The 26124-nt window shown below is 70.4% G+C and carries 23 protein-coding genes and 3 pseudogenes; 14 read left to right on the top strand and 12 right to left on the bottom strand.

Annotated elements, in window-relative coordinates; all coding sequences use genetic code 11:
* Positions 1-203 precede the first annotated feature (203 nt).
* Both DY245_RS07540 and DY245_RS07535 read right to left on the bottom strand, forming a co-directional pair.
* Positions 204-974 (bottom strand): pentapeptide repeat-containing protein, encoded by a 771-nt coding sequence (locus DY245_RS07540; RefSeq protein ID WP_128504805.1) that lies wholly within the window; start codon positions 972-974, stop codon positions 204-206.
* A 50-nt stretch (positions 975-1024) separates the two neighbouring features.
* Positions 1025-2095, bottom strand: coding sequence for an ABC transporter permease (locus tag DY245_RS07535; protein WP_128504803.1), 1071 nt, complete (start codon positions 2093-2095; stop codon positions 1025-1027).
* Positions 2096-2247: 152 nt separating this feature from the next.
* Between DY245_RS07535 and DY245_RS07530 the strand changes: the two genes are divergently transcribed.
* Positions 2248-2715, top strand: coding sequence for a MarR family winged helix-turn-helix transcriptional regulator (locus DY245_RS07530; RefSeq protein ID WP_244942896.1), 468 nt, complete (start codon positions 2248-2250; stop codon positions 2713-2715).
* Between the two features lie 362 nt (positions 2716-3077).
* Here the strand turns inward: DY245_RS07530 and DY245_RS07525 are convergent, their stop codons facing one another.
* The gene (locus DY245_RS07525; protein ID WP_128504801.1) at positions 3078-3920 is read right to left on the bottom strand and encodes an IS5 family transposase; all 843 of its coding nucleotides are present in this window, start codon (positions 3918-3920) and stop codon (positions 3078-3080) included.
* A 1015-nt stretch (positions 3921-4935) separates the two neighbouring features.
* Here DY245_RS07525 and DY245_RS07520 point away from each other — a divergent pair.
* Entirely contained in the window at positions 4936-6450 is a 1515-nt protein-coding gene (locus DY245_RS07520; protein WP_128504798.1) for an ice-binding family protein, read from the top strand.
* Positions 6451-6552: 102 nt separating this feature from the next.
* On the opposite strand, the gene DY245_RS48180 is transcribed toward DY245_RS07520, so the two are convergent.
* The 4 genes from DY245_RS48180 to DY245_RS07500 form a co-directional block, all read right to left on the bottom strand.
* Positions 6553-6864 (bottom strand): DUF397 domain-containing protein, encoded by a 312-nt coding sequence (locus DY245_RS48180; RefSeq protein ID WP_425329355.1) that lies wholly within the window; start codon positions 6862-6864, stop codon positions 6553-6555.
* A gap of 72 nt (positions 6865-6936) precedes the next feature.
* Complete coding sequence (locus tag DY245_RS44160) at positions 6937-7782, bottom strand: hypothetical protein (RefSeq protein WP_181923565.1); 846 nt, start codon at positions 7780-7782, stop codon at positions 6937-6939.
* 130 nt (positions 7783-7912) lie between these two features.
* A complete protein-coding gene (locus tag DY245_RS07505; protein ID WP_128504796.1) occupies positions 7913-8200 on the bottom strand; it encodes a DUF397 domain-containing protein in 288 nt (95 codons plus the stop codon).
* Positions 8197-9027, bottom strand: coding sequence for a helix-turn-helix domain-containing protein (locus DY245_RS07500; RefSeq protein WP_128504794.1), 831 nt, complete (start codon positions 9025-9027; stop codon positions 8197-8199). Before DY245_RS07500 ends, DY245_RS07505 begins: the two co-directional genes overlap by 4 nt.
* A gap of 160 nt (positions 9028-9187) precedes the next feature.
* On the opposite strand from DY245_RS07500, the gene DY245_RS07495 reads away from it, so the two are divergent.
* Complete coding sequence (locus DY245_RS07495; RefSeq protein ID WP_128504791.1) at positions 9188-9523, top strand: hypothetical protein; 336 nt, start codon at positions 9188-9190, stop codon at positions 9521-9523.
* A 223-nt stretch (positions 9524-9746) separates the two neighbouring features.
* Here the strand turns inward: DY245_RS07495 and DY245_RS07490 are convergent, their stop codons facing one another.
* Positions 9747-11459 (bottom strand): serine/threonine-protein kinase, encoded by a 1713-nt coding sequence (locus DY245_RS07490; protein WP_128504789.1) that lies wholly within the window; start codon positions 11457-11459, stop codon positions 9747-9749.
* A gap of 466 nt (positions 11460-11925) precedes the next feature.
* Entirely contained in the window at positions 11926-12207 is a 282-nt protein-coding gene (locus DY245_RS44155; RefSeq protein ID WP_181923564.1) for a hypothetical protein, read from the bottom strand.
* 992 nt (positions 12208-13199) lie between these two features.
* On the opposite strand from DY245_RS44155, the gene DY245_RS07475 reads away from it, so the two are divergent.
* Complete coding sequence (locus tag DY245_RS07475) at positions 13200-14066, top strand: hypothetical protein (protein ID WP_128504787.1); 867 nt, start codon at positions 13200-13202, stop codon at positions 14064-14066.
* 261 nt (positions 14067-14327) lie between these two features.
* Here the strand turns inward: DY245_RS07475 and DY245_RS07470 are convergent, their stop codons facing one another.
* A complete protein-coding gene (locus DY245_RS07470) occupies positions 14328-15179 on the bottom strand; it encodes an aldo/keto reductase (protein WP_128504784.1) in 852 nt (283 codons plus the stop codon).
* Between the two features lie 43 nt (positions 15180-15222).
* Here DY245_RS07470 and DY245_RS07465 point away from each other — a divergent pair, with 43 nt between their 5' ends.
* Positions 15223-16011 carry a sulfite exporter TauE/SafE family protein gene (locus DY245_RS07465; RefSeq protein WP_128504782.1) on the top strand — a complete coding sequence of 263 codons (789 nt, stop codon included), beginning with the start codon at positions 15223-15225 and terminating at the stop codon, positions 16009-16011.
* A gap of 103 nt (positions 16012-16114) precedes the next feature.
* On the opposite strand, the gene DY245_RS07460 is transcribed toward DY245_RS07465, so the two are convergent.
* Positions 16115-16483 carry a cupin domain-containing protein gene (locus DY245_RS07460; RefSeq protein WP_128504812.1) on the bottom strand — a complete coding sequence of 123 codons (369 nt, stop codon included), beginning with the start codon at positions 16481-16483 and terminating at the stop codon, positions 16115-16117.
* A gap of 304 nt (positions 16484-16787) precedes the next feature.
* On the opposite strand from DY245_RS07460, the gene cutA reads away from it, so the two are divergent.
* Complete coding sequence (gene cutA, locus DY245_RS07455) at positions 16788-17141, top strand: divalent-cation tolerance protein CutA (RefSeq protein WP_244942895.1); 354 nt, start codon at positions 16788-16790, stop codon at positions 17139-17141.
* Between the two features lies 1 nt (position 17142).
* A complete protein-coding gene (locus DY245_RS07450) occupies positions 17143-18210 on the top strand; it encodes a trypsin-like serine peptidase (protein ID WP_128504780.1) in 1068 nt (355 codons plus the stop codon).
* 34 nt (positions 18211-18244) lie between these two features.
* On the opposite strand, the gene DY245_RS07445 is transcribed toward DY245_RS07450, so the two are convergent.
* Positions 18245-18940, bottom strand: coding sequence for a SanA/YdcF family protein (locus DY245_RS07445; protein ID WP_128504778.1), 696 nt, complete (start codon positions 18938-18940; stop codon positions 18245-18247).
* 193 nt (positions 18941-19133) lie between these two features.
* On the opposite strand from DY245_RS07445, the pseudogene DY245_RS07440 reads away from it, so the two are divergent.
* The 7 genes and pseudogenes from DY245_RS07440 to DY245_RS07415 form a co-directional block, all read left to right on the top strand.
* Positions 19134-19565: pseudogene (locus DY245_RS07440) on the top strand (gamma-glutamylcyclotransferase family protein); the annotation flags it as partial.
* Between the two features lie 110 nt (positions 19566-19675).
* Positions 19676-20701, top strand: coding sequence for an adenosine deaminase (locus DY245_RS07435; protein ID WP_181923563.1), 1026 nt, complete (start codon positions 19676-19678; stop codon positions 20699-20701).
* Positions 20702-20861: 160 nt separating this feature from the next.
* Positions 20862-21605: pseudogene (locus tag DY245_RS07430) on the top strand (sirohydrochlorin chelatase); the annotation flags it as partial.
* A gap of 1 nt (position 21606) precedes the next feature.
* Positions 21607-21811 (top strand): annotated as a pseudogene (locus tag DY245_RS45960) (sirohydrochlorin chelatase); the annotation flags it as partial.
* On the top strand, positions 21808-23121 hold the full coding sequence (locus DY245_RS07425) for a deoxyguanosinetriphosphate triphosphohydrolase (protein ID WP_128504774.1): 1314 nt from the start codon (positions 21808-21810) through the stop codon (positions 23119-23121). The pseudogene DY245_RS45960 and the gene DY245_RS07425, both read left to right, overlap by 4 nt.
* Before the next feature lie 354 nt (positions 23122-23475).
* Positions 23476-24795: an NAD(P)/FAD-dependent oxidoreductase gene (locus tag DY245_RS07420; RefSeq protein ID WP_128504772.1), complete on the top strand. Its 1320-nt coding sequence runs from the start codon at positions 23476-23478 to the stop codon at positions 24793-24795.
* Between the two features lie 9 nt (positions 24796-24804).
* The gene (locus DY245_RS07415; RefSeq protein WP_128504770.1) at positions 24805-25821 is read left to right on the top strand and encodes a threo-3-hydroxy-L-aspartate ammonia-lyase; all 1017 of its coding nucleotides are present in this window, start codon (positions 24805-24807) and stop codon (positions 25819-25821) included.
* The last annotated feature ends 303 nt before the right edge of the window (positions 25822-26124 follow it).

The raw sequence follows: 26124 nt of genomic DNA, 5'->3' as shown, positions 1-26124 counted from the left end.
TGCCGCGGCGCCGCCCGGCGGTTGTGGGCCTCTTGGCGATGTCGGGTGTCATAGGTGACTGGATAGTCGGGCGGCTTAAGAGGTCACGCAAATAGGTGCGGTGGTGGTATTTCGGCAGCAAAGCAGGCATGGGTCTTGGCGATCATGGAGTTGCGATGTTCTGTGATCACCGGGGGGACCTGTGCCTGTCTTGCCATGAGGGATCAGCCGATGACGTTCAGGCCGAGTGCGGCGCAGATTTGGGCGGCTTGGCTCGGGGAGATGACGGCGCCGCGGAACTGTGCGGCGGTGGCGATGGTGAGTTCGCCGAGGTCGGCGCCGCGTAGGTCGGCGTCGGTGAAGTCGGCAGCCCGTAGGTTGGCTTCGGCGAGCCGGCAGTCTTCGAAGGTGGCGTCGCGGAAGTCGGCGCCGCCGAGGTCGGCTTCGGTGAAGCGGATGCCGACGAGGTGGGTGCCGCGCAGGCTCAGGCCGTTGAGGTTGGCGACGGCCAGGTTGCAACGGGCGAAGTTAAGGCCCAGGCCGCGGTGGCCGGTGAGGCGGGCTCCGATCATGCGGCAGCCGGTGAAGGTGGCGTCGGCGAGCAGGGCGCCGCCCCATTTGGTGTTGGCCAGGTCGGCGCTGTCGCAGGTGAGGTCGCCGCAGTCGGCGTCGGTGAAGTTGGCTCTGGCGGCGCTGCCGCCCTGCCAGCGGGCCTGATCGAGCAGGGCGCCGGTGAAGTCGGCTGCCACGGCGGTGCAGTCGGTGAAGCGGGCTTCGGCGAGGTGGGCGCCGCGCAGGTTGGCTTCGGTGAAGGTGCAGCGGGTGAACGTCCGGGGGCGGGGATCGCGGCGCAGGGCGGGGCGCAGGTCCAGGCTGGTGAAGTCGAGTCCGGTCAGGTCGGTTTCGGTGGCGAGCAGCGTCAGTGGGTCACCCTGCTGCCCGGCCGGGTCGGTGTCGTGGCCGTGGGGGTGGAACGGCGGGGGTACTTCGGTCACGGGTTCGGCCTCGCTCTGCGGTGTTGGGGTGGGTGTGCGCGGGAGCGCGATCAGTGGGAATGGGCGGGGTCAGAGGTCTGACGGGGTACGGCGGCTGTGTCGTTGCGGTGGCCGGTGCGGCGGGCCTTGAGGGTGTCGTAGGCGAGGGTCAGCAGGAGGCCGGCGAGGGCCCACAGGGCGAGGGTGAGCCAGTAGCGGCCGATGCCGTCGCTGCCGAAGTACATGATCTGGCGCAGGCTGCCGGAGGTTGAGGTCATCGGCAGGAGGTCGTGCAGGGCGCGGATGGGGGCGGGCATGGTCGCGATGGGCAGGGCCGCTCCGGAGGCGGGCATGCCCAGGAACATGAAGATCGCGACGGCGGGCAGCGGGGTCATGCGCCCGCAGAAGCGGGAGAGGAACACGGTGGCCATGCCGACGGCCATCACGGTGAGCCAGCCGGTGAGGAGGATGGCGGGGGCGAAGCCGTGCACGGCGCCCAGGATCGGTCCGGTGATGAGCCAGACGGTGAGCGCGGCGGCGGCACCGAAGGCGGCAAGCGCGGCCACCGTGCGCCTGCGGGTGAGTCCGGTACCGAACACGGTGGAGAGCATGACCGCCGACAGGTATCCCGCCAGGGTCAGGCTGATCGCGGCGTACATGGTGCTGGTGTCGCTGGTGTCGTCGGTGCTGAGCGGGACCAGGTCGCGGACCTGGAGGAACTGGTGCTGCTGGACGGCGGCGTTCGTGAACGGCGCGGCGGCCAGGTTGACTTGGGCGGCACCGGCGGCTGAGGCGGTATACAGCACAGGGCCGCTTGGGTGCGGCGGTTGGGCGAACGTCGTGCTGGGTGTACCCGCGGCACGGTCACCGGGCGCCGGCGCGGGGACGTAGGCGGCAGCCACGGCCCGGTGCGCCACCAGCTGCCGGGCCCGTTCGACGGAGGCGACCGTGCTGACGTCGTACGCGTCGCCCAGGCCCTTCCGCAGGGAAGCGGCCAGCGGACCGGTCTGCGCCGGTGGTCCGGCGACCGCGATCTTCAGGTGGTGCGGGGTCGGTGCGTGCATCGCGGCGGTGTAGATGCCGACCAGCAGCACGGCCATCGCGAACGGGAACAGCAGCACCCGGGCTATCGGCCGGACCATGTCTCCTCCTTGGAATGTCTTGGCGCTGCCACGTGGAGCGCCCCTCGACGAGAATGCATCTCTCAAGATACATCTCTTGTGATGCATTACTGTAGATGTATCATCCAAGATGTTCCCCAAGGAGGGTGTGCGTGCTACCGCCGACCAGTCCCATGAACCTCGCTGACCTGCACCAACTCGGCAGGCGGCTCACCGCTGCCGCGACCTCGGCGATGAAGGACGCCTCCGACCTGGGGCCGACCGAGCTGCTCGTACTGGAGTGCCTCTACACCACTGGTCCGCAGCCGGTGGGGGCCATCGCTCAGCGCACCGGCTTCGCCCAGAGCCGGGTATCCGCCGTGGTGGCGGCACTGCACAAGCGGGGCCTGGCCGAGCTGGGAACCGACCCGGCCGACCGACGCCGGACCGTCGCCAAGATCGCCGATCATGCCCGCACACGGGCCGGGGAAGCCAGGAGCCGGGATGCCGAACCGACGCTGCGGCAGATGCTCCACGGACTCCCCGACGCGGAGGTCGACGTGGTGATCGCCGCACTGAAAACGCTCAACAGCGCCCCGGGTGAGGCGTCGCCAGACACCTCCAGCGGCACTGACCTCCGGTCGATCAGTCACCCAGAGTAACGGCGCATGCCCCCAACTGGTACTGGTACCCGTCTACCTTGCTGACCAGCGACTTGGTGCAACAGACCGCGAGATGACGGCAGTGCAGTCCGCCGGCATCGCCCCTACACACCTCACCGCACGGGTCACCCATGTGTGGGGCTTCGAACTTCTACAGCCGGGCCGAATGCCACCTGCCGCCCCTGATCGCTAACGATCTCATCGGATGCGACCTTGCCCCGTGTGAGTCCGCAGCGTCGGGGGCTCGTGGTCGGTCAGGCTTCATGCCTTTGGGCGAGGTCGGCTCCCCACCGCCACGAGTTCAAGCTCCTGCCGACGATCGAAGCTGAGACGCCGTAAGAGGTCGCACGGTAGGCGTGTGCTCATGGGCGGCGGTTAGGGCGTTCGTCCCAGCGGTGGGTCGTCCATGCCCTACGAATCAGCCTACGCACGGTGATGATGCTATCGGCGAGGCCGAAGAAGGCGTCGATGACGCCGGCACGGCGCTCGTAGCAGCGGGCGAGACGGTGGAAGGCGTTCTGCCAGGCGTGGGTCCGTTCGACGTGCCACCTCTGGCTTGCCTGGATCGGTGCCTTCTCACCCTTGTGTGCGATGCGGCCGTGCAGGCCGCGTGCGTCGAGCAGGGCGCGGGTCTTGTCCGAGTCGTAGCCGGCGTCCAGGTGCACGGTGATGTCGTCGGGCAGCGGTCCCAGGTCGCCCAGGCGGTCCAGGGTCGAGGCGAGCAGCGGGGAGACGTGACGGTTCGCTCCAGCTAGCACGCGACCCAGCGGGATTCCATCACCATCCGTCATGCCCGAGCGTTTCATGCCCTGTTTGCCGCGATCGACCGGTGAACGTCCTGCGACCTCACCGCCGCCGGGGGCTTTGGTGATGGAGCCGTCGACGGCGATCTGGTCGAGGGCGAGGCCGACGATCCGGTCATAGGACTCCAGCGCGATCTGCTTGAGTTGGGCGAAGAAGCCGAGTTGGATCCACTCGTCGCGACGGTTGCGGATCGTGGTGGCCGAGCAGGTCGTGTCGGCGATCGCCTGGTAGGAGCAGCCGAATCGTAGGAGCTGGAGCATCTTGTCGAAGACGATCCGGTCGCTGATGCGTGGGCGGTGGCAGCCCAGCGGATGGGTCACCGCGTAGGGCGACCGCTCGGGCAGCAGGGCCGCGAACTGGCCCCAGAGTGGTTCGGTCAACCATGGCGGCAGGACAGGCACAGATCTCCTCGGTGATCACAGAGCGTTGCGACTCCATGATCGACAGGACCTGTGCCTGCTTTGCTACAGGGGTACCACGACCGCGCCAATCTGCGCGACCTCTAAGAGACTTCTAAGACATCGCTTCTTATGGCGGTGTGGTGACGGCAGACGGCAGACGGCGGGCTGGGGGCCGCGAGGTTCTGCACGGGACCGACGCCTGCTGCGGTCCTGGGTAAATGCTGAGCCATTCGGGTGATGTCTGGGCCCTCCCCCTATCCAGGGCCCGCCGGTGACGCCTTAATGGTGATAGTGAGTCCGGAGGTCGCCCATCCCTCTCGGGGGCTCATGATCTGCCGGCTGACCGGTAGCGGTCAGCGGCATTGCCTGATGGGTGCTCCTTGGACGGCTGCTAGTTGCCCCTACCAGCTGTTGGCTGACTGTCAGTCAGCGTCTGGGAGCCCCGAACTAGATCCACGCAGACCTAGATCGCGAGGGCTCAACATGGGCAAGGGTTTTCAGCCGAAAAGGCATCAACTGCTTTGAGTCGTGGTGGGTGGAAGTCAACTCACGCCGCCGACTTCACGCCGTCGACTCAGCTGAATCCGACCGTCCCGGTAAGGGCGGATCCACTCTCCATACCGGTCTCCCCGGACCACTAGCGCGCCCAAGTGACCGATTCGGGCGACAACTTCGCCAGTTTCCGGGCGACCCCCCGTTCGCCATCAGACCTTGATGCCGGATCCCCTCGCCGTCTGCCACAGGCGACGGTCTTGCATCAGGCGTCCTCCGGCGCGGCGTCCCAAGGAGTACGCGGCAAGCCGCGCCGACGCCTGACCGTGCTGGTCAGGCAGCTATGGCGAGTTCGAAACCCACGCTCACTCGAAGACCCTCACGTTCCTCCCGGCGGCGCAGCGGCCGGCGCAGCTCACTCAGCGCCCAAGGCACCGATCACAGCGGTGCAAGGGCTGCTCCTCCCACAGTTCCAGGGCGGCATCAGGGCTGCCCCCGGAACCCTTAGGAAAGGAAACCCACGATGGCAACAACAGTACCGCTGGGCACCGCCGCCACCTACGGGGTGCTCGCCAACACGGCGGTCACCAACACCGGCTCCACCGTGGTCACCGGCGACCTCGGAGTGAGCCCCGCCGGTGCGGTGACCGGGTTCCCTCCCGGAACGGTCACCGGAACCATCCACGTGAACGACGCTGCCGCGGCGCAGGCCCAGAGCGACCTGCAAGTCGGGTACGCCAACGCACTGCTACGCCCGGTCACGGCCACTGTTCCGACGGAACTCGGCGGGACCACCCTGACCCCCGGCGTGTACAAGGCCGCCTCCGGCACGTTCGGCCTCAACGGGACCCTGACCCTGGACGCTCAGGGTGACCCCACCGCCGTCTTCGTCTTCAAGACGAACAGCACGCTCATCACGGGAGCCACCGGCAACGTAAACCTCATCAACCTCGCGCAGTCCGGCAACGTCTTCTGGCAGGTCGGCAGCTCCGCGACACTCGGCGCCGGCTCCACCATCAGGGGCAGCATCCTCGCCTTCACCTCGATCACCGCCACGACGGGGGCCATCGTGGACGGCCGGTTGCTGGCTGCCGGCGCCGCCGTCACGCTGGACTCGAACGCGGTCACCGTCCCGCCCCCCGTACCCGTCACCGTACCGACCAGCACCCTCCTGACCTCGGCCCCGGATCCGTCCTCCTTCGGTACGCCCAAGCTTCTGACCGCCACTGTGACGTCGGCGTCCGGAGTGCCGACGGGTACCGTCAGCTTCTTCGACGGCGTCACTTCGCTGGGTGCCCCCCAGGCCGTCAACGGCGTCGGCGTCGCCACGCTCTCCGTCTCGACCCTCAGCGTTGGTTCTCACTCGCTGACGGCGGTGTACAACCCCACCGGTAACTTCCTCACCTCCACGTCACCGGTGGACATCCAAACGGTGACGACCATTCCGACCAGCATCCTGCTGACCTCGGCCCCGGATCCGTCCTCCTTCGGTACGCCCAAGCTCCTGACCGCCACTGTGACGTCGGCGTCCGGAGTGCCGACGGGTACCGTCAGCTTCTTCGACGGCGTCACTTCGCTGGGTGCCCCCCAGACCGTCAACGGCGTCGGCGTCGCCACGCTCTCCGTCTCGACCCTCAGCGTTGGTACCCACTCGCTGACGGCGGTCTACAACCCCACCGGTAACTTCGCCACCTCCACCTCACCGGTGGACATCCAAACGGTGACGTCCGACCGCACCCAGCTGACGGCCAGCCCGGCACTCCTGAAGCTGACCCCGTTCCCGCACCTGGAATACCCGTTCCTGACCGCGACGCTGACCGACCTCGACACCGGCCAGCCGATCCCCGGACAGGTGATCACCTTCACTGCGGGCACCAATTTCCTGGGCACCGCCACCACCGACGCCACGGGCAAGGCGAGCCTCCTCAACCCGTTGGCCTTCATCGCGGTCCTCTTCAACGGCGGATACACCGTCACCTTCGCCGGCAGCCCGGGGCACCAACCCGCAACAGGTCAAGGCGGGTTCATCGTCGTCTGACGGGAACGAAAGGGTACGGAAGATCCAGCCTTCACACGCCCCTGGGCGGTCCCGACTCCGGGACCACCCAGGGGCGCACCCAGTGCCGGGACATGGACGCCCTCAGGCGGAGAACTGCCCCCGCTTGACGGCCGAGACGAACGACGTCCAGCCGCCCGCCGGGAAGACGAGCGCCGGGCCGTCCGGAGCCTTGCTGTCATGGACGGGGACGAGGCCGTGGGCCTGGGTGAGGGCGCGGGAGAGTCGTACAGCTTGCCCCCTGCGGGGCCATCGGCGTAAAGCACAGTTGGATACTTCTCGAAGGTCAGCATGGTGAACCGGTCTGTGGCGAGGCCGGGAAAGGCGAGGTGGTCGCGGGGTGGCGTTCTCTGCACAGACCTGGTCGAGCGCGGACCGGTTCGAGTGGTGGATCAACTCGCCGGGGACGGGCCGGCTGCACGAGAGGCCTGCTCTCCGCGCCCGGTACTGAGCGGCGTCACGCGAGGGTCACGCCGGATCAACGCCGCGGTCATGGCCGACCTCCCAGTCTGATGGGACTGCCCACATAACCCACCCCTGGTGGGGGGTACCCACATCATCCATCCACTCAAGAGGAGGCGTCATGGCGAGCGGCATCTGGAGACGCATTCCCCGACTGATCGCTGCGTCATGCCTGGCCGTGATGCTCGCCGGAACGATGGGCGTGGTGAGCGCCGAGACAGTGCCTCGAACAGCGAAGGTTACGGCCGAAACATCGAGTACGGCGCCGAAAGTGCTCTGCCAGTTCCGCACCGACACGAAGACCGGCAAGATCGTCACGTTCCCTAGGGGCTGCAACCAGCAGCCTCGTGGCGGCACGGTCGGCGGAGGCGGCGGAGGCGGCGGAGGCGGCGGCACGACGCCCGGTGCTCCACCGCGTTGTGGTCCGGTGGGCGAGGGGTGCGCTGCGACGGTTGCCGTGACATCGGCCGGGACGACGCCGGGTGCTCCGTCGCGTTGTGGGCCGGTGGGCGAGGGGTGCGCTGCGACCGTCGCCGTGACATCGGCCGGCACGACGCCGGGTGCTCCGTCGCGTTGTGGGCCGGTGGGCGAGGGGTGCGCTGCGACCGTCGCCGTGACATCGGCCGGCACGACGCCGGGTGCTCCGTCGCGTTGTGGTCCGGTGGGCGAGGGGTGCGCTGCAACCGTCGCCGCGACATCGACAGGCGCGACGTCCAGCACGACATCCGGTACCTCGTCCGGCACGACATCCGGCACGACATCCGGTACCTCGTCCGGCACCACCTCCGCCACCACCTCCGGCACGACATCCGGTACCTCGTCCGGCACGTCGTCCGGCACGTCGTCCGGCACCTCGTCCGGCGCAACCGGCACCAGTGGGTGACGGGCGCCCCGCCTGGGGCTGAGCCTCGGACGCCAGAAAACAGCATGCCCCTTCACCGAAGCAGGACGACGGTGAAGGGGCATGACGCTGGTGAAGGGTTCAGGCGGAGAACTGCCCCCGCTTGACGGCCGAGACGAACGATGTCCAGCCGCCCGCCGGGAAGACGAGCGCGGGGCCGTCGGGGGCCTTGCTGTCACGGACGGGGACGAGGCCGTGGGCCTGGGTGAGGGCGCGGGAGAATTCGACGCATTCACCGCCGTTGGCGTCGCTGTAGGACGACTTGACCCAGGCGAAGTCGCGGGTGAACTCGACGCAGTTCCCGCCGCTGGCGTCGCTGTAGGACGACTTGACCCACTGGGCGGCGGCGAGATCCAAGTCGGGGCTCATGCGCGGTACTCCTTCAGCAGAGACTTGATCACGGTTAATGATTGATCCGGGGACAACGCATGTGCCCTGAGCAGATCGTAGTCATCCAGGGCTGCGTCGACCGTTTGTGCGGAGTCGTGCATCCTGCCTCCTACCCGGGTCTCCGTGTACAGCACCGTGGGGGAGTCCGTGAAACGCAGCACAATGAAGGGCTTCGTGGACGCGGCCGGAGCGCCCGCAGAGAACGGCATGACCTGAAGATTGAGGTGCGTCGACTCGGCGGCCGTCAGCAGATACTCAAGCTGCCCGGCCATGACCTCGGCGCCACCCACGACCGTTCGCAGGCACGCCTCATCAAGGATGGTCCACAGGAGCGGCGGAGCGTCCAGCTCGAACACGTCACGCCGCCGCAGACGCGCCGCGACCTTGCCTTCGATTGCTTCTGCTTTCTCCCGGGAGAAGTAGGAGCGGAAGATGGCCCGCGCGTAGTCCTCCGTCTGGAGAAGACCCAACACAACGCTCGCCGAGTAGGCGAGTATGCGCGACGCCTTCCGCTCCAGCTTGAGGTACGGAACGAACCAGCTCGGGTGATCCCCTTCATCGATCCTCCGCAGCAACCCCGCGAATAGCTCGCCCGTCCCGAACACGGTGTCGCAGCCCTTGGCGAACTTCTCACTGGGTCTGGGCAGCAGCGTCCCGGATTCGACCTTGCTGACGTACCCCTCGGAGTACCCCGTGGCCTTGCCCAGATGCTTCTGCGTGAGCTTGCGGGCCAGACGTACCTGTCTGATGTCACGACCGAAGCGCTGGAGCGGATTCAAGTGCTCGGGTGGGGTCGTCTCGTCCAACGCTATGACCTCTCGTCATGTAAGCGCACACCGGCGTTGCGGCAGGTCGCAAGCTTGAGCGCTGCCGATTCAAGCACCGCAATTCTATTGCCCGTCGCGTTGTCCGCGTGACCGAATGACTACATCCGGTTACCCGAGAAGTGCCAAGGAGGTTGGCGACATGACAGACGCAACGGACGGTGCGCGGCTCCTGCCGTGGACGAGCCCGGACGGTAAGCCGTGTTTCCTCGTGGGCGACGGCATCGGCTACGTATCCCGCATTGCTGACAACATCGAAGCGGTGCAACTCGGCCTGGCCGGCGAACTCATCGACGAGGCGCGGCGCGTCCTCGGTGGGCGGAAGTGGACCCCCGGTGAACTCCACTTGCTGGCCGTCGAGTTGACCGAAGCGCTCGCCGACGTACACCGGGTCGCGAAGAGCCGGGGCGCACGCCTGCCCGCACTCCGCCACGAGGACGGCAGCGGCCCGCAGCTTCCGGCGGAGGCGTTCGGATGACGCACGCAACCCCCGCACCTGAGCGGGGCGACACCGATGTGCCCCGCCTGCCTCAACAGTCGCCCGCCGTGGTCCACGTGCCTGCGGGCAATGCCGTGCAGCCGTGCCCGTTCCCGTGCACGATCTGCCGCCGCGTAGGTCGGCAGGGTTCGCAGCATCCCGACGAAACCCGTGATTGTTGACCGTGCCCTACAGGGCGGCGGCGCACACAGAACACGCCTGATCAAAGATCAATGGGCAGCGACACAAAGGAGGGTGACGGCACCCACCGTTGGCCGCCGTGCTCGGAGAGGGCTTCCATCAGGTCGGTCCGCTGCCGCTCCGTCATCGGACCGAGGACGCAGATGGGGATCCTCCCGGTCGGGCGAACCTTGACCGTGTGTGGCTGGGGATAGATCCATCCTGCCGGTCGCATCATCGTCGGCCGCGTGGCGCCGGGTGCGAGGTCGATGTGGACTCCGGTGTACCGATACGCCGGTGACCCCTGGATCGCTTCGATGGCGACGCGCTGGATCCGGTCCCAGGGGAACTCGTGCGTTCCTGCGGCGCTGTGGGTCACCATGCCCTGAGGGCCGACGTGCAGCGCCCATCCGGCTGTCTTTTTGGGCAGGAGCGCGTGCCGCACGTGGTTGAACATGTTCACGACTACCACGAGGACCGCGACGAGCGCGCAGAGAGCGACAATGCTCCCCACAATGACGAGGACCGCCCTGATGAGGACCGCCCACGGGTTGCCCTTGGCCCACTCAGGTCCCATCTGGACGAGCCCCGTACCGAACGGGAAGTAGATGATTCCTGCCGCCGCCAACGACAAGCCCACGGCCCAGAACCAGGCACGGAAGCTGCGCGGTCTGTCCGCGTAGGTGGACAGCCGCTCCTCGCTGGTCCAGGTCGCGTCGAACGGCCGGGCGGAGCTGGGCAGGCGCCGCGTTTGGACTGCCGTCTTCGCGGGCGGCTGCGGTGACCGGCGGACGCCTTGCGCGAGCGAGGTCCGGGCGGGCACGGTCGCCTTGGCGAGCACCGCCCTCATCGCCCCGGCCGTCCTGGCCAGCATTACCTTGCGGGCCTCGGCCGTACCGTCCCCCGTGACCTGGTCATCGGTGGTGAGGGCGGTCCGGAGGCGGCCGATCCGTTCGAGGACCTGCTGTGCCGACTGGGGGCGTCGCTGAGGATCACGAGCCAGGAGTTCGGCGACCAGCGCCGTCAGCGCGGGCGGCGCGTCCGGGCGCAGTGAGGCGAGTGAGGGTGCGTCCTCGTCCAATTTGAGGCGCACGAGCGCCAAGGCGTTGTGCCCGGTGAAGGGCGGCCGGCCGGTGAGCATGGCGAACAGCACCCCGCCGAACGCGTACAGGTCCGAACGCGCATCGCCGCGTTCGGTGAGGAACTGCTCGGGCGCGCCGTACTCGGGGGTGCCGGCAGGAGTCAGCTGGGAGGAGCCCATCACGGTGAACATGGTCTGGATGAAGCCGGCGATGCCGAAGTCGACGACCTTCACGTGCCCGTCGGGAGTGATCATCACGTTGTGCGGCTTGATGTCGTAGTGGATGACACCGGCCCGGTGCGCGGCGACAAGTGCCGCACAGATCCCGTGGGCGATCTCCAGCGCGCGGGCGGGGGGCATCGGACTCTCGTCACGGATGTGCTCGGCGAGCGTGGCGCCCTCGACCTTCTCCATGATCAGGAACAGCGCGTCCTCGTGAACGCCGCGGTCGTGGAGGGCGACCGCGTGGGGATGGTTGACCTGCGCGGCAGCCACCGCCTCGCGTTCGAACCGCAGGGCCAGTTCCGGGTGGGGCGCATCATGGAGGGCGAGCAGCTTGACCGCGACATCGCGGCGCAGGCTGTGGTCCCGGCCGGCCCACACCTCGCCCATGCCGCCACGGCCGAGCCGCTTGATCAGCTCGTACCGGCCCGCGATCAACTCCCCGCGTTCCAACGCCCACCCCCTGGGACTTTGAGCATGCCGGAGCCAGGATACGAGCGGTGCGGCCAATTGACCCGTACTTGCGCAACTGCCTGGGTAGTTGGCCTGGTGGGCTCGTCGGCATGCAGGCGTTGGGGGTTGAAGTACCGGCCGTGTGGGGGTCGTGCCTCGTTCGGTGAACGGTCGCCACGGACTTCAGCCTTGCGTACGCCCTCGCGGACCCGGACTTGCACGAGATGTCGGCTTCCCCGTGCCCGTACTAGGCGGCGTCACGGCGGGGTCACGCCGGATCAACGCCGTGGTCATGGCCTGCCTCCCACGCTGATGGAGCGTACCTACGGCCCCTCGACTCAAGGGCAGGCATCATGACGACGAACATCCGGAAGCGCATTCCCCACGTGATCGGCGCGTCTTTCGTGGCCGTGACGCTCACCGGAACGGTGGGCGCGATAGGCGCGATGAGCGCTGAGACAGCACCTCAGACAACGAAGGCCGCGAAGGCTACAAAGGCTTCGACCGCATCGTCGAGTGTGACACGGCCGGTGCGTTGCAAGTTCTTTGTCATCAACGGCAAGCTTGTCCCATTGCCGAAGGGCTGCATCCTGCCGCGTACGGGCGGCGGAGGCGGCGGAGGCGGCGGTGGCGGCAGCGTCACGACCGGCGCCACGACGACCGGCGCCACCACCACCACGACCGGTGCCAGCGTCACGACCGGCGCTACCACGACCGGCGCCACCACCACGACTGGCACCAACACCACGCCTGGCACTACGCCGGGCACCACTACGCCGGGTACTACGCCTGGTACTACGCCTGGCGGTGGCACTACGCCTGGCACCACTACGCCGGGTACTGCGCAGGGCGGCACCACTACGCCGGGTACTGCGCAGGGCGGCACCACTACGCCGGGCACTGCGCCTGGCAACGAAATCGGTAATCCCACCATCGGCGGCACTACGGCGCCCGGCGGTGGCGGCACTACGGCGCCCGGCGGTGGCGGGACCACGGCGCCCGCTGGTGGCGGCACTACGGCGCCCGCTGGTGGCGGGACCACGGCGCCCGCTGGTGGCGGGACCACGGCGCCCGCTGGTGGCGGGACCACGGCACCCGCTGGTGGCTGAGGCGAGCCACGCGCTGAGCAGAGTTGCCCGCCCACACTGATGCGTTGGCCTCGCAGTTGCGCGAGGCCAACGTCAGCTACATCGGCCTCCGCCTGATCGCGGTCCTCCCCGTGCCCGTACTGGGCGGCGTCACGGCGGGGTCACGCCGGATCAACGCCGTGGTCATGGCCGGACGAACATTCCGGAAGCGCATTCCTCACGTGATCGGCGCCGCCGGGATGCAGGCTCCCAGGCGGTGGATCCTCGACCGCCACCACGACCAGTACCACCACCAGCGGACGCACCGGCGTGCCGCTCGATGGTGGTCTGACGGCCGTGACCACCATGAGTGGAGGCGCCACGTCGACCGGCTCCACCACTGGCGGTGGCTGAGGCAAGCCACGCGCTGTGCGGCGTCACGCGGGGGTCACGCCGGACCAACACCCTGGTCATGGTTGACCTCCCACCCTGAAGGTGCCCACGGTCCATCCACTCAGGAGCAGGCATCATGGCGACAAACATACGGAAGCGCATTCCCCACGTGATCGGCGCGTCTTTCCTGGCCGTGACACTCACCGGAACGGTGGGTGCGATAACCGCGATGGGCGCTGATGCAGCGCCTCAGACAACGCCGACGTCGTCGGTGCTAGAAGTGCCGGGCCAGACAACGGGCGCCACCACAACCGGCGCCACCATCGGTGGACGTGTTGGCGGTACGACGGGTGCTACTACGACGGGTGCCACCATCGGTGGACGTGTTGGCGGTACGACGGGTGCCACGACGACGGGCGCCACCATCGGTGGACGTGTTGGCGGTACGACGGGTGCCACGACGACCGGTGCCACCATTGGCGGACGTGTTGGCGGCACGACCGGTGCCACCTCGACGGGTGCCACCATCGGCGGAGGCGGAGGCGGCACGACCGGTGCCACCAGCACCGGTGCCACGATCGGTGGTCTCGTTGGCGGTACGACGGGAGCCACCTCGACGGGTGCCACGATCGGTGGTCTCGTTGGCGGTACGACCGGTGCCACCTCGACGGGTGCCACGATCGGTGGTCTCGGCGGCGGTACGACCGGTGCCACATCGACGGGTGCCACGATCGGTGGCCTCGAGGGCGGTCCGACCGGTGCCACCTCGACGGGTGCCACGATCGGTGGTCTCGTTGGCGGTACGACCGGTGCCACCTCGACGGGTGCCACCATCGGCGGTCTCGACGGCGGTACGACCGGTGCCACGACGACGGGTGCCACGATCGGTGGTCTCGACGGCGGTACGACCGGTGCCACGACGACGGGTGCCACGATCGGTGGTCTCGACGGCGGTACGACCGGTGCCACCTCGACCGGTGCCACCATCGGCGGTCTCGACGGCGGTACGACCGGTGCCACGACGACGGGTGCCACGATCGGTGGTCTCGACGGCGGTACGACCGGTGCCACCTCGACCGGTGCCACCATCGGCGGTCTCGACGGCGGTACCACGGGTGCCACCTCGACCGGCGCCACCATCGGCTGAGGCTGAGGCGAGCCACGCGCTGGCAGAGTTCTCGGCCCATGCTGACGGGCGGGCAACAGCCCACGGTCTTAACCTGCGGTCAGGCGATCCTCAAGGCGGCCTCAACGATCGGGAATCAGGGGCTGACCTGCTGTTTCGAGGCCCCGCCTGGCCGTAGTTTCGGCACCGCCCTTCTCGCTCTCCGCACCCGTACGGGACGACACCCTCCCGGACCCGCAGGCGGCACCGTAGGGATCTCCGCAGGCGCCTTCCGGTGAGCTGCTACGCCGGCGCGTTCAGCTGCGCCATGTCCTCGTCGGTGAGGGCGATGCCCGCCGCGTCCACGTTCTCGTCCAGGTGGGCGGGCGTGCCCGTACCGGGGGTGGGCAGCAGGACGGGGGAGCGGTGCAGCAGCCAGGCCAGCGCGATCTGCCCGGTGGTCGCGCGGTGCCGGGCGGCGACCGCGGCGAGCGCCTCGCCCGCGCGGCCGGTCAGCGCGCCGTTGCCCAACGGGAACCACGGCAGAAACGCCGTGCCCCGCTTCTCGCACAGCTCCAGCACGTCCTCCGAGGCGCGGTCCAGCACGTTGTAGCGGTTCTGCACGGACGCGATGGGGGCCATCTCCTGAGCCTGTGTCAGCTCCGTGGCGCCGATGCTGTCCAGGCCGATGTGCCGGATCTTCCCCGCCTGTTGGAGCTCGGTCAGCGCGCCCAGCTGGTCGGCCATCGGCACCTCGGGGTCCAGCCGGTGCAGCTGGTAGAGGTCGAGGGTGTCGGTACGCAGCCGGCGCAGGCTCGCCTCGCACATGGCGCGCAGCTGCTCCGGCCGCCCCGCGATATGCCAGATGTCCGGGCCCGTACGGACCACCCCGCCCTTCGTCGCGATCACCAGCCCCTCCGGATACGGGTGCAGGGCGCGCGCCACCAGCTCCTCGGCCACGTCCGGGCCGTAGTTGTCGGCGGTGTCGATGAGCGTGACGCCGCGCTCGACGGCCCGGCGCAGCAGCGCGACGGACCGCTGCGGGTCCTCGTGGCGCGGCCCCCAGTAGCCGGGGCCGACGAGCCCGCCGGTCCCGAACCCCAGCCGCCGCACCGGGAGACTTCCGCCGATCGGAAAGACAGTCTCAGCATCCATAATTCCGGAGCCTAGAGCGGCACACGGTTCATAAGATCACCCGGTGCCCCCTGACATATCGCTGTTCGCCCTGACCCTGCTCTGCCTGGCCGCCCTCGCTGCGGGCTGGATCGATGCCGTGGTGGGCGGCGGCGGACTGCTGCTGCTCCCCGCCCTGTTGCTCGGCCTGCCGCACACGCCCGCCGCGTATGTCCTCGCCACCAACAAGTCCACCGCCATCGTGGGCACCACCGCGGCCGCGATCACCTACGTCCGCAAGGCCCCGATCGATGTCCGCACCGCGCTGCGCATCGGCCTCGCCGCGATCGCCGGCTCGCTGGGCGGGGCGTTCTTCGCGGCCGGTATCAACAGCGAGGTGCTGCGCCCGCTGATCATGGCCGTCCTGCTGGCGGTGCTCGCCTTCATCCTCTTCCGCCCGGCCTTCGGCACCGCCCCCGCGCCGTCGGGACCGGTCTCCCGCAAGCGCGTACTGGCGGCCGTGCTCATCGCGGGCCTCGGCATCGGTTTCTACGACGGTCTGATCGGGCCCGGGACCGGCGCGTTCCTGGTCATCGCGCTCGCCGCCGTCCTGCACATGGACCTGGTCACGTCCTCGGCCACCGCCAAGGTCGTCAATGTCTGCACCAACGTCGGTGCGCTGACGATGTTCGCGATCCAGGGCACCGTGCTGTGGCAACTGGGCGCGCTGCTCGCGCTGTTCAACCTCGTCGGCGGGATGGTGGGCGCGCGGATGGCGCTCAAGCGCGGCGCCGGGTTCGTACGCGGCGTCCTCGTGGTCGTGGTCGTCGCCCTGCTGTGCAAGATGGCCTACGACCAGTGGCTGGCGGTCTGACCCGCCCCGGCGGTCCGGTCGGGACCGGCCTCGGACGGTCCCGCTGACCTACATAATATTCAGAAAAATGTGAATGCCCTGAAGGGTGGTGGCTGCGGGGGCACTACCCCCGTGCGCCCGCCGCCGCGTGCAGCGCGCCGCGCGCCCGCGCCGGCACGTCCGGGACGGCCGTCAGCAGCACCGCCGAGTCCTCGATGGCCCGCAGCCCGTGCCGCTCGTGCGGAAGCATGGCGACCTGACCGGCCTTGAGCTCCTGGCTGCCGCCGGGCCCGGTCAGCTGGACCCGCCCCTGAAGTACCTGAAGGCTCGCGGCCGGGGGCGCGTTGTACTCGTTCAGTTCGGCGTCCGCGATCAGTGCGATCACGGTCTGCCGCAGCGGGCCGTCGTGGAGGAAGAGATGGGCGCTGCGCCCGTGAGGGGAGGCCTTGGCGTCGTCGAGCTGCTGGCGGGCGAGCGCGTTGAGGTCGTCCATGATGCCGGCCTTTCGCATGCGGACGGTGGGCGCGCGGTACCGCGAACCAACCGCACCGTGGCCCCTGGCTGGCTGTGCTCCCTTCCATCGTTGCCGTTGCGCGGGCGGATGCAACCGGGGGGTTCGTCCGTGGACGGACGGCGTCCGGGTGCATACCGCTGCGGGGCGGGCCCGTCACTTTCGGGATGATCATCTCGGTCCGTACGATGCGAGGCGGTCCGGCGCACCCGGTCAAGCGTGCTTGACCGGTGCGGTCCCGTCCCGCCTGCCTCTTCCCGTCCCCCACCGCGAAGGATGCGCAACCGTGGCCGACCCCAGTGCCCTGCACGAACCGCCCGACCCCGCCGGTTTCCTGACCGTCATGACGACCACCGACAGCGAGGCCAAGGCCGTACGGCTGGCGCGCGGTGCGATCGAGGCCCGGCTCGCCGCCTGTGCGCAGATCAGTGCGCCGGTGACCTCGGTCTTCCGTTGGGAGAGCGCGGTCGAGACCAATCAGGAGTGGCAGGTGCTGTTCAAGACGGCCGATGCCCGTTTCGAAGCGCTTGAGGCCTATCTCCTCGAAACGCACGACTACGAAACCCCCGAGATCAGCGCCACCCCGATCACCCGCGGTGGCGCCGGCTATCTGTCCTGGGTCGCAGAGGAGACGAGCTGACGTGGAGCGAGACGACACGGGGCGCGCCGGCGCGGAGCGGGCCGCCGGTCTGGAGAGGCGCACCCAGGTGCGGCGGTGGAGGAGGGCAGCGACGGCCGCGGTCGGCATGGTGATGTGTCTGGCCACGGCGCCGGTCGGCCACGCGGCCGAGGGCGCCCGGGGCGGCGTGCCGAATGCCGGCAGGCCCAGCCCCGCCCCCGACACGGTCTGGAGCAGCCGGGACGCCGCCGCCTACTGGACGTCCGAGCGGATGGCGGCCGCCGCACCGCCCGACGGCGACACCCCGGCTTCCCCTGCCGCACCCCCCACCGGCAGCACCCCGGCCCCCTCCGTCGCCCCGCCCAAGGCCGGCAGCCCGGCCCCGTCCGCCGTGGCGGCCCAACGCGCCGCCACCGCACGGCACTTCGACGGCATCCGATCCGTCGGCGTGCTGTTCTCCGTCGACGGGGATGCCCGGGCGCACCACTGCACCGCCAGTGTGGTGCACAGCCCGCACCGCAATCTGATCCTCACCGCCGGGCACTGCAATCCGGGCACCCGTGCCGCCTTCGTCCCGCAGTACCGCTCCGGCGCGGAGACGCAGCCGTACGGGGTGTGGGCGATCGGCGACACCTTCGCCTACCCCGAGCGCGGCACCAGCGGCGACGGCGCCGACCTGGACTTCGCCTTCGCCACCGTCGCCGCCGACGAGGACGGCCGCTCCCTGGAGGACGTCACCGGCGGCAACACCCTCTCCCCGACGCCCGGTTACACCAACGACGTCACCGTCGTCGGCTACCCCAATGTCCGTAACGACCCGCAGGACCGGGCCGTACGCTGCGCCACCCGCACCGCGCGGCTGACCGGTACCCGCCAACTGCGCATGGACTGCGGCGGGTTCTACGGCGGCACCTCGGGCAGCCCCTGGCTGCGCGATTTCGACGAGGAGAGCGGGACCGGCCGCCTGATCGGGCTGATCGGCGGTCTCAACGGTGGTGGCCCCAAGGGCCCGAACAGCGACCGGACCTCCTACAGCCCGTACTTCGGAGGGAAGATCTTCGCCCTCTACGCCCGCGCCTCGCAGGCGTAGCCGGAGAGCGGGCCACCCGGCCGTGGCGGGGGCGCTAGCGCAGCGCCTCCGCCACGCCCTTCTCGTGCGGACCCAGGAAGCGCGGATCGGGCCGCAGCAGGGCGTCCGCCGCCGCCTTCCCGGCCGCGAAGATCTCCCGGACACCGCCGTACGCCCAGGTCACATCGTGCCGGGCGGCGACCCCGACGCCGTAGGAGTCGATGCCGGCCGCCGCGCACAGTGCCAGCGCGCGCCGGATGTGGAAGCCCTGGCTGACCAGCACCGCCCGGTCCACACCGAAGATCCGGTGCGCACGGCTGCAGGAGTCCCAGGTGTCGAAGCCCGCGTAGTCACTGACGATCTTCCGGGCCGGCACGCCGTGCCGCAGCAGATAGGCGCGCATCGCGTCCGGCTCGTCGTAGTCGTGCCGGCTGTTGTCGCCGGTGACCAGGACCGCGCGGACCGTGCCCCGGTCGTACAGCGCGGCGGCCGCGTCCAGCCGGTGGGCTAGATACGGGGACGGCTCGCCGTTCCACAGGCCCGCCCCGAAGACGATGGCGACCGGCGCGGCGGGCGCGTCCGCGACGCTGCGCACACGGGGGCCGGCGGTCGCATTCAGCCAGGTCGCGGGCGCCAGCGCGAGCACCGTCAGCACCACGACGCACTGGTAGGTGCGGCGCCACCCGCGCCGTGTCCGCGGCAGCCGAATGCGGCCCGCACCACCCCGTATTCGCTGTGCCGGCCCTCGCATCCGCTGCCCCCGTCCGTGATCGCGCCTGGTGTGTCCCGATCGAGTTCGATCTCGCAGGCAGCGACGCCTGCCGGGCGGTGATGGTTGCACCGTGACCTGGCATCGTGGCAGGAGGAGCACCATGTCCCGGAGAGTCCACGAGAGCCCCGGGCCCCGGAGAGCCCCCGAGAGTCCCCGAGAGGAATGCCCGACCATGACCACCGAGCCCGAGCGTCTGCCGTTCTTCGTCTACGGAACGCTGCGCCCCGGCGAGGCCAACCACGACCGGTCCCTGCGCGGCCGCACCGCGTCCGAGGAGCCGGCCCGGATCGGCGGCGCGCTGCTGTACGACGGCCCCGGATATCCGTACGCGACAGCCGGGCCCGCGGAGGCGGTGGTGCACGGCGCCCTCGTGCGGCCCCGCGACACCGACTACGACCAGGTGCGCACGGCGCTGGACCGGCTGGAGGGCTATACCCCCGGCGATCCGTCGAACCTCTACGAGCGGGTGACCACCGAGGCCGTGTGCCCGGACGGCAGGACCGTACGGGCCTGGGTCTATCTGGCGGCCGAACCCCTCGCCGCCCGGCTGCGCGCCACCGGCACACCCCTCCCCAGCGGCGACTGGCTGAGCGACCCGGCCGCGCGCTCCCGGCGCCCCGGTGCCGCCGCGGCCCCCGACCGCACCCCGGATAACCTGGACGACTCCTCCCGTACCGAGGACCCTTCCCGTACCGCAGAACAGGTGTGACCCGCGTGGCTTCCTCTCCCGCCCCTCCCTCCGACGTATCCGCCCCCAGGCCGCTGCCCAAGGCCGAGCTGCATCTGCACATCGAGGGCACCCTGGAGCCCGAGCTGGCCTTCGCGCTCGCCGAGCGCAACGGCGTCAAGCTCCCGTACGCCACCGAGGACGAGCTGCGCCGCGCCTACTCCTTCGCCGACCTGCAGTCCTTCCTGAACCTCTACTACGCGCTGATGGCCGTGCTGCGCACCGAGGACGACTTCGCCGACCTCGCGGACGCCTATCTCGCCCGCGCCAAGGAGCAGGGCGTACGGCACGCCGAGATCTTCTTCGACCCGCAGGCACACACCGCACGCGGCATCTCGATCGGCACGGTCGTCAACGGCCTGGCCCGCGCGCTGGACCGGGCCCAGGAGAACTACGGCATCAGCACCCGCCTGATCATGTGCTTCCTGCGCGACGAGAGCGCCGAGTCCGCCCTGACGACGTTCGAGGCGGCCCGCCCGCACCTGCACCGGATCACCGCCGTCGGCCTGGACTCGGCCGAGGTCGGGCACCCGCCGGAGAAGTTCAAGGAGGTCTTCGCGCTGGCCCGGGAGGCCGGGCTCAAGTGCGTGGCGCACGCGGGGGAGGAGGGGCCCGCCGCCTACATCTGGGAGGCCCTGGACATCCTCGGTGTGGACCGGATCGACCACGGTGTGCGCTGCATGGAGGACGAGCGGCTGGTGGCCCGCCTGGCGGCGGAGCAGGTGCCGCTCACCGTCTGCCCGCTGTCGAACGTCCGGCTGCGGGTCATCGACGACCTCGCCGACCACCCGCTGCCCGCGATGCTGGACGCCGGCCTGTTGGTGACCGTCAACTCCGACGACCCGGCCTACTTCGGCGGCTACGCGGACGACAACTTCACCGCCGTACGCGACGCCCTCGGCCTCGACGAGGCGACGCTGCGCACCCTCGCCCGCAACTCCTTCCGCGCCTCCTTCCTCGATGAGGCGACGCGCGAGAAGTACCTGAAGGAAGTGGACGCACACCAGGCGTAGGGCGGGTTTTCGGATCGGCCCGGGCCCACGGGCGGCAGGGGCACGAGTTGTCCCCTGCCGCCCGTCCTTGCCACGGGGCCACCGCCGATGGCAGCCGGACGGAACACGAAGTTCGCCGCGGGGAAACGGTCCCGCAACGCCCGGCTGCCAGGCTCACGCCATGACGGCGTCGATACCGCAGGATCCCGCCCCGGCCGCCCCGATCGACCTCGGCTCGGCAGCCCTCGCCGCCGAGATCACCGCACAGCTGAGCAGCCGGCTCAGCAAGGTGCGGCTGCGCGGCTTTTGCCGCTCCGCCTCGCCCGTCCCCACCCTCGTCGCGGTGGCCCACGGCAGCCGCGACCCCCGCGCCCTGCCCACCGTGCGTGCGCTGCTCGACCGGGTCCGTGCGCTGCGCCCCGGCCTGCCCGTACGGCTCGGGCACATAGAGCTGAACCGGCCGCTGCTCGCCGACACCCTCGCGGAGCTGCACGGCGAGGCCGTTCTCGTACCGCTGCTTTTCGGCCATGGCTTTCACGTCACCCACGACCTGCCCGCCGCGCTCGCGGCCGCACCGCACCTGACCGGCCGGCTCGCCGCGCCCCTCGGCCCGCACCCCCTCCTCGCCGAGGCGCTGCACGGCCGCCTGCTGGAAGCCGGCTTCCCCGCCGGCCGGCCCCGGTCCGGCCACGACGCCGTGGTCCTGGCCGCCGCCGGCTCCCGCTCCGCGCGCTCCGCCCAGGACACCGAACACACCGCCCAACTGCTCTCCGCCCGGCTCGGCGGCCTCCCCGTAGTCCCCGCCTATGCCTCAGCGGCCGCCCCCACCGTCCCCGAAGCGGTCCGTACGCTGACCGCCCGCGGCCACGACCGGATCGCCGTCGCCGGCCTGTTCACCGCACCCGGCCGCTTCGCCACCCAGTGCNCGACCGGATCGCCGTCGCCGGCCTGTTCACCGCACCCGGCCGCTTCGCCACCCAGTGCGCGGCCGCCGCCCCCAAGATCGCCGCCGCCCCCCTGGGCGACCACCCCGCACTGGCCCGTCTCGTACTGCACCGCTACGACCAGGCGCTCCTCGCACGTACCGGATCCGACCCCGAGAGCACCAGGGCGGCTACCGTCGCTGTATGACGGGCACACCACCGACCATCCCCGGCTACACCGCGGCCGACCTCGACCGCTGGGTCCCCGAACCCGACAAACGGCCCGGGCGCACCGCGTTCCAGCGCGACCGCGCCCGGGTGCTGCACTCCGCCGCGCTGCGCCGGCTGGCCGGCAAGACCCAGGTCGTCACCCCGGGCGCGCTCACCCCCGCCTGGGACGCCAGCCCGCGCACCCGGCTGACCCACTCCCTGGAGTGCGCCCAGGTCGGCCGGGAACTCGGCGCAGCCCTCGGCTGCGACCCGGACCTGGTCGAGACCGCCTGTCTGGCGCACGATCTCGGCCACCCGCCCTTCGGACACAACGGAGAGCAGACGCTCAACCAGGTCGCCGCGGCGTGCGGCGGCTTCGAGGGCAACGCCCAGTCGCTGCGGCTGCTGGCCCGTCTGGAGCCCAAACGGTTCGTGCCCGCCCCGGACGGCTCGACGGTCAGCGTCGGCCTGAACCTCAGCCGCGCCGCGCTCGACGCCGCCACCAAGTACCCCTGGCCGCGCGGCGCCCACCCCGACGACCCCGCGTCGCCGAAGTTCGGGGTCTACGAGGACGATCTGCCGGTGTTCGAGTGGTTCCGGCAGGGCGCGCCCGACGGAGCGCAGAGCTTCGAGGCGCAGGTCATGGACTGGTCCGACGATGTGGCGTACTCGGTGCACGACGTCGAGGACGGGCTGCACGCCGGACATCTGGACCCCAATGTCCTGCTCGCCGACGCCGAACGCGCCGAGATCTTCGCGGTCGCCGGTGCGCGCTATGCGCCGGGCGCCGGCCCCGAGGAGCTGGCCGCGGCGCTGGACCGCCTCCTGGACCAGGAGTGGTGGCCGCACGGCTACGACGGCTCCGCGCTCGCCCAGGCGCGCCTCAAGGACGCCACCAGCCAGCTGATCGGCCGCTTCTGCCTCGCGGCCGAGGGCGCGACCCGGGCCCGGTGGGGGAGCGGACGGCTCACCCGCTACCGGGCGGAGCTGGTGGTTCCGGCCGAAACGCGGCTGGAATGCGCCGTTTTGAAAGCCGTCGCCGACCGGTACGTCATGCAGCGCCCCGACCAGGAGGCGCTCCGCGCCGACCAGCGCGTGGTCATCGCCGAACTGGCCGAGGCGTTGCTCGCCCGCGCCCCCGACGGCCTTGATCCGCAGTTCCGTTCACTGTTCGACACGGCCGCCGACGACACCGCCCGTATGCGCGCCGTCATCGACCAGATCGCAGCCTTGACGGACACCTCGGCCCGCTCTCTGCACGCCCGGCTCACCCGTCGCCCTGGTAACGCCAGGGACAACCGAGGGTGACCCTAGGGGGGATGCCCCTCTTCCCCCATCACGCTCCGTGCGGGACGCTCAAGGCGACCCTCGAAGACGACCGTTTTCGAACGGAGACCCTGACACCACCGCACGCACCACCCTGACAACACCGCACACCACCCTGACAACGGCGCACGCACCACACGGACAACACCGCACGCACCACACGGGCAGCAACGAGCAGCGAACCCTGACAACAGCACACGGGAGACCCCGAATCACCACCGAACGGGAACCCCGACCGCACCGCACACATCAACGGGGGAAAGCAGACCGGGGGCACATCGGGGGCGTTTACGGACGCGGACGCGGACGTACGGCACCGCAACGAGGAGGAAGCAAGTGGTCGACGCACACCAGACGTTCGTCATCGTCGGGGGTGGCCTGGCCGGCGCAAAGGCCGCGGAGACTCTCCGCTCGGAGGGCTTCACCGGCCGGGTGATCCTCATCTGTGACGAGCGCGACCACCCGTACGAGCGCCCCCCGCTCTCCAAGGGGTACCTGCTCGGCAAGGAGGAGCGCGACAGCGTCTTCGTCCATGAACCCGCCTGGTACGCCAAGGCACAGATCGAGCTGCACCTGGGCCAGCCCGCCGTCCACCTGGACCCCGCGGCCAAGACCGTACGCCTCGGGGACGGCACCCTGATCGCCTACGACAAGCTGCTGCTGGCCACCGGCGCCGAGCCGCGCCGCCTGGACATCCCCGGCACCGGCCTGGCCGGCGTACACCATCTGCGCCGCCTCGCACACGCCGAACGGCTGCGCGGCGTACTGGCCTCCCTCGGCCGCGACAGCTCGGCACCCGAAGACACGCAGGAGAGCCGAGGCGGAGCGAGGCGCAATGGCCACCTGGTCATCGCCGGCGCCGGCTGGATCGGCCTGGAGGTCGCCGCCGCGGCCCGCTCCTACGGCGCCGAGGTCACCGTCGTCGAGGCCGCCCCGACACCGCTGCACGGCATCCTGGGGCCCGAACTCGGCGGCCTGTTCACCGATCTGCACCGTGAACACGGCGTCCGCTTCCACTTCGGCGCCCGCTTCACCGAGATCGTCGGGCAGGACGGCATGGTGCTCGCGGTGCGCACCGACGACGGCGAGGAACATCCCGCCCACGACGTGCTCGCCGCGATCGGCGCCGCCCCGCGCACCGCGCTCGCCGAACAGGCCGGCCTGGACCTGGTCGACCGCACGGGTTCGACAGGTGGCGGCATCGCGGTGGACTCCTCGCTGCGCACCTCCGACCCGTACATCTACGCCGCCGGCGACGTCGCCGCCGCCGACCACCCCCTCCTGGACGCCCGGTTGCGCGTCGAACACTGGGCCAACGCCCTCAACGGCGGCCCGGCCGCCGCGCGCGCCATGCTTGGCCAGGACGTCAGCTACGACCGCATCCCGTACTTCTTCTCCGACCAGTACGACGTCGGCATGGAGTACTCCGGCTACGCCCCGCCCGGCTCGTACGCGCAGGTCGTCTGCCGCGGTGACGTCGCCAAGCGGGAGTTCATCGCCTTCTGGCTCGGCGCGGACGGCCGGCTGCTCGCCGGGATGAACGTCAACGTCTGGGACGTCGCCGAACCCATCCAGCAACTGATCCGTTCCGGGGCGCCGTTGGAGCCCGACGCGCTGGCCGATCCGGAGGTTCCGCTGACCTCGCTGCTCCCGTAGCGTGCGCGTATGACGCAGAGCCCCACCGGTCCCACCGACCACGCCCGCCCCGCCGGCTCCGGATCCGGCGCCCCGGTCGTCACCTTCGACGACGTACGGGACGCCGCCCGGCGGCTGGCGGGCGTGGCGCACCGCACGCCGGTGCTGCGCTCCCGCACCCTGGACGCGCTGGTCGGCGCCGAGGTCCACCTCAAGTGCGAGAACTTCCAGCGCGTCGGCGCGTTCAAGTTCCGCGGCGCCTACAACGCCATCTCCCGGCTGTCACCGCAGCAGCTGGCCCGAGGAGTCGCCGCCTACTCCTCCGGCAACCACGCCCAGGCCGTCGCACTGGCCGCCCGCGAGCTGGGCAGCCACGCCGTCATCGTGATGCCCGAGGACGCCCCGAAGTCCAAGACCGACGCCACCGCCGGATACGGCGCCGAGATCGTCCGCTACGACCGCTACACCGGCGACCGCGTCGCCCTCGGCCGTCAGCTCGCCGAGGAACGCGGCCTCGCCCTCATCCCGCCGTACGAGCATCCGCACATCATCGCCGGCCAGGGCACCGCCGCCCTGGAGCTGATCGAGGAGACCGGCCGGCTCGACGCGCTGCTGGCGCCCGTCGGCGGCGGCGGGCTGATGGCCGGCTCGGCCACCGCCGCCACCGCACTCGTCCCCGGCATCCGCATGATCGGCGTGGAACCGGAGACCGGCGACGACACCCGCCGCTCACTGGCCGCCGGCCACCCCGTCACCATCCCCGTCCCGCGCACCATCGCCGACGGCCAGGCCGTCGACACCCCCGGCGCACTGACCTTCGCCATCAACCAGCGCCTCGTCGACGCCGTCGTCCTGGTCAGCGACGACGAGATCCGCGCCGCCATGAAGCTGGCCTTCGAACGCCTGAAGATCGTCACCGAGCCCAGCGGCGCCAGCGCCCTGGCCGCCCTCCTCGCCGGCCGCGTCGACCCACTGCCACCCCGCATCGGCGTGATCATCTCCGGCGGCAACGTGGGCCTGGACCGCTTTATGGAACTCCTGGGCTGACCGGTTGCCGTTGCCGGCGCCCCGCTGATCGGTTGCTGGTCCCCCAGCAGACTGGTCGCCGGCCCTCCGCAGACTGGTCGCCGGCCCCCCGCAGACTGGTCGCCGGCACCCCGCAGACCGGTTGCCGGCACCCCGCTGATCGGTTGCCGGCCTCCCGCAAACCGGCCGCCGCAGACCGGTTGCCGGCACCCCGCTGACCGGTTGCCGGCCTCCCGCAAACCGGCCGCCGACACCCCGCAAAGCTCTCCCCCGCCCCCTCCCCCTCTCCCCCTTCGGGGGAGGGGGCGGGGGGTGGGTTCGGGG

The organism is Streptomyces inhibens, from assembly GCF_003389455.1.
Lineage (GTDB): Bacteria > Actinomycetota > Actinomycetes > Streptomycetales > Streptomycetaceae > Streptomyces > Streptomyces inhibens.
This window is presented reverse-complemented; position numbering and strand designations above follow the sequence as displayed.

Bases quoted from the DNA above. Each gene is read 5' to 3' on its own strand.
- DY245_RS07530 (WP_244942896.1), top strand. From the start codon at position 2,248: ATGAACCTCGCTGACCTGCACCAACTCGGCAGGCGGCTCACCGCTGCC.
- DY245_RS07415 (WP_128504770.1), top strand. From the start codon at position 24,805: ATGACGCAGAGCCCCACCGGTCCCACCGACCACGCCCGCCCCGCCGGC.
- DY245_RS07535 (WP_128504803.1), bottom strand. From the start codon at position 2,095: ATGGTCCGGCCGATAGCCCGGGTGCTGCTGTTCCCGTTCGCGATGGCC.
- DY245_RS07425 (WP_128504774.1), top strand. From the start codon at position 21,808: ATGACGGGCACACCACCGACCATCCCCGGCTACACCGCGGCCGACCTC.
- DY245_RS07520 (WP_128504798.1), top strand. From the start codon at position 4,936: ATGGCAACAACAGTACCGCTGGGCACCGCCGCCACCTACGGGGTGCTC.
- DY245_RS07505 (WP_128504796.1), bottom strand. From the start codon at position 8,200: ATGAGCCCCGACTTGGATCTCGCCGCCGCCCAGTGGGTCAAGTCGTCC.
- DY245_RS07495 (WP_128504791.1), top strand. From the start codon at position 9,188: ATGACAGACGCAACGGACGGTGCGCGGCTCCTGCCGTGGACGAGCCCG.
- DY245_RS07445 (WP_128504778.1), bottom strand. From the start codon at position 18,940: ATGCGAGGGCCGGCACAGCGAATACGGGGTGGTGCGGGCCGCATTCGG.
- DY245_RS07470 (WP_128504784.1), bottom strand. From the start codon at position 15,179: ATGGATGCTGAGACTGTCTTTCCGATCGGCGGAAGTCTCCCGGTGCGG.
- DY245_RS07460 (WP_128504812.1), bottom strand. From the start codon at position 16,483: ATGGACGACCTCAACGCGCTCGCCCGCCAGCAGCTCGACGACGCCAAG.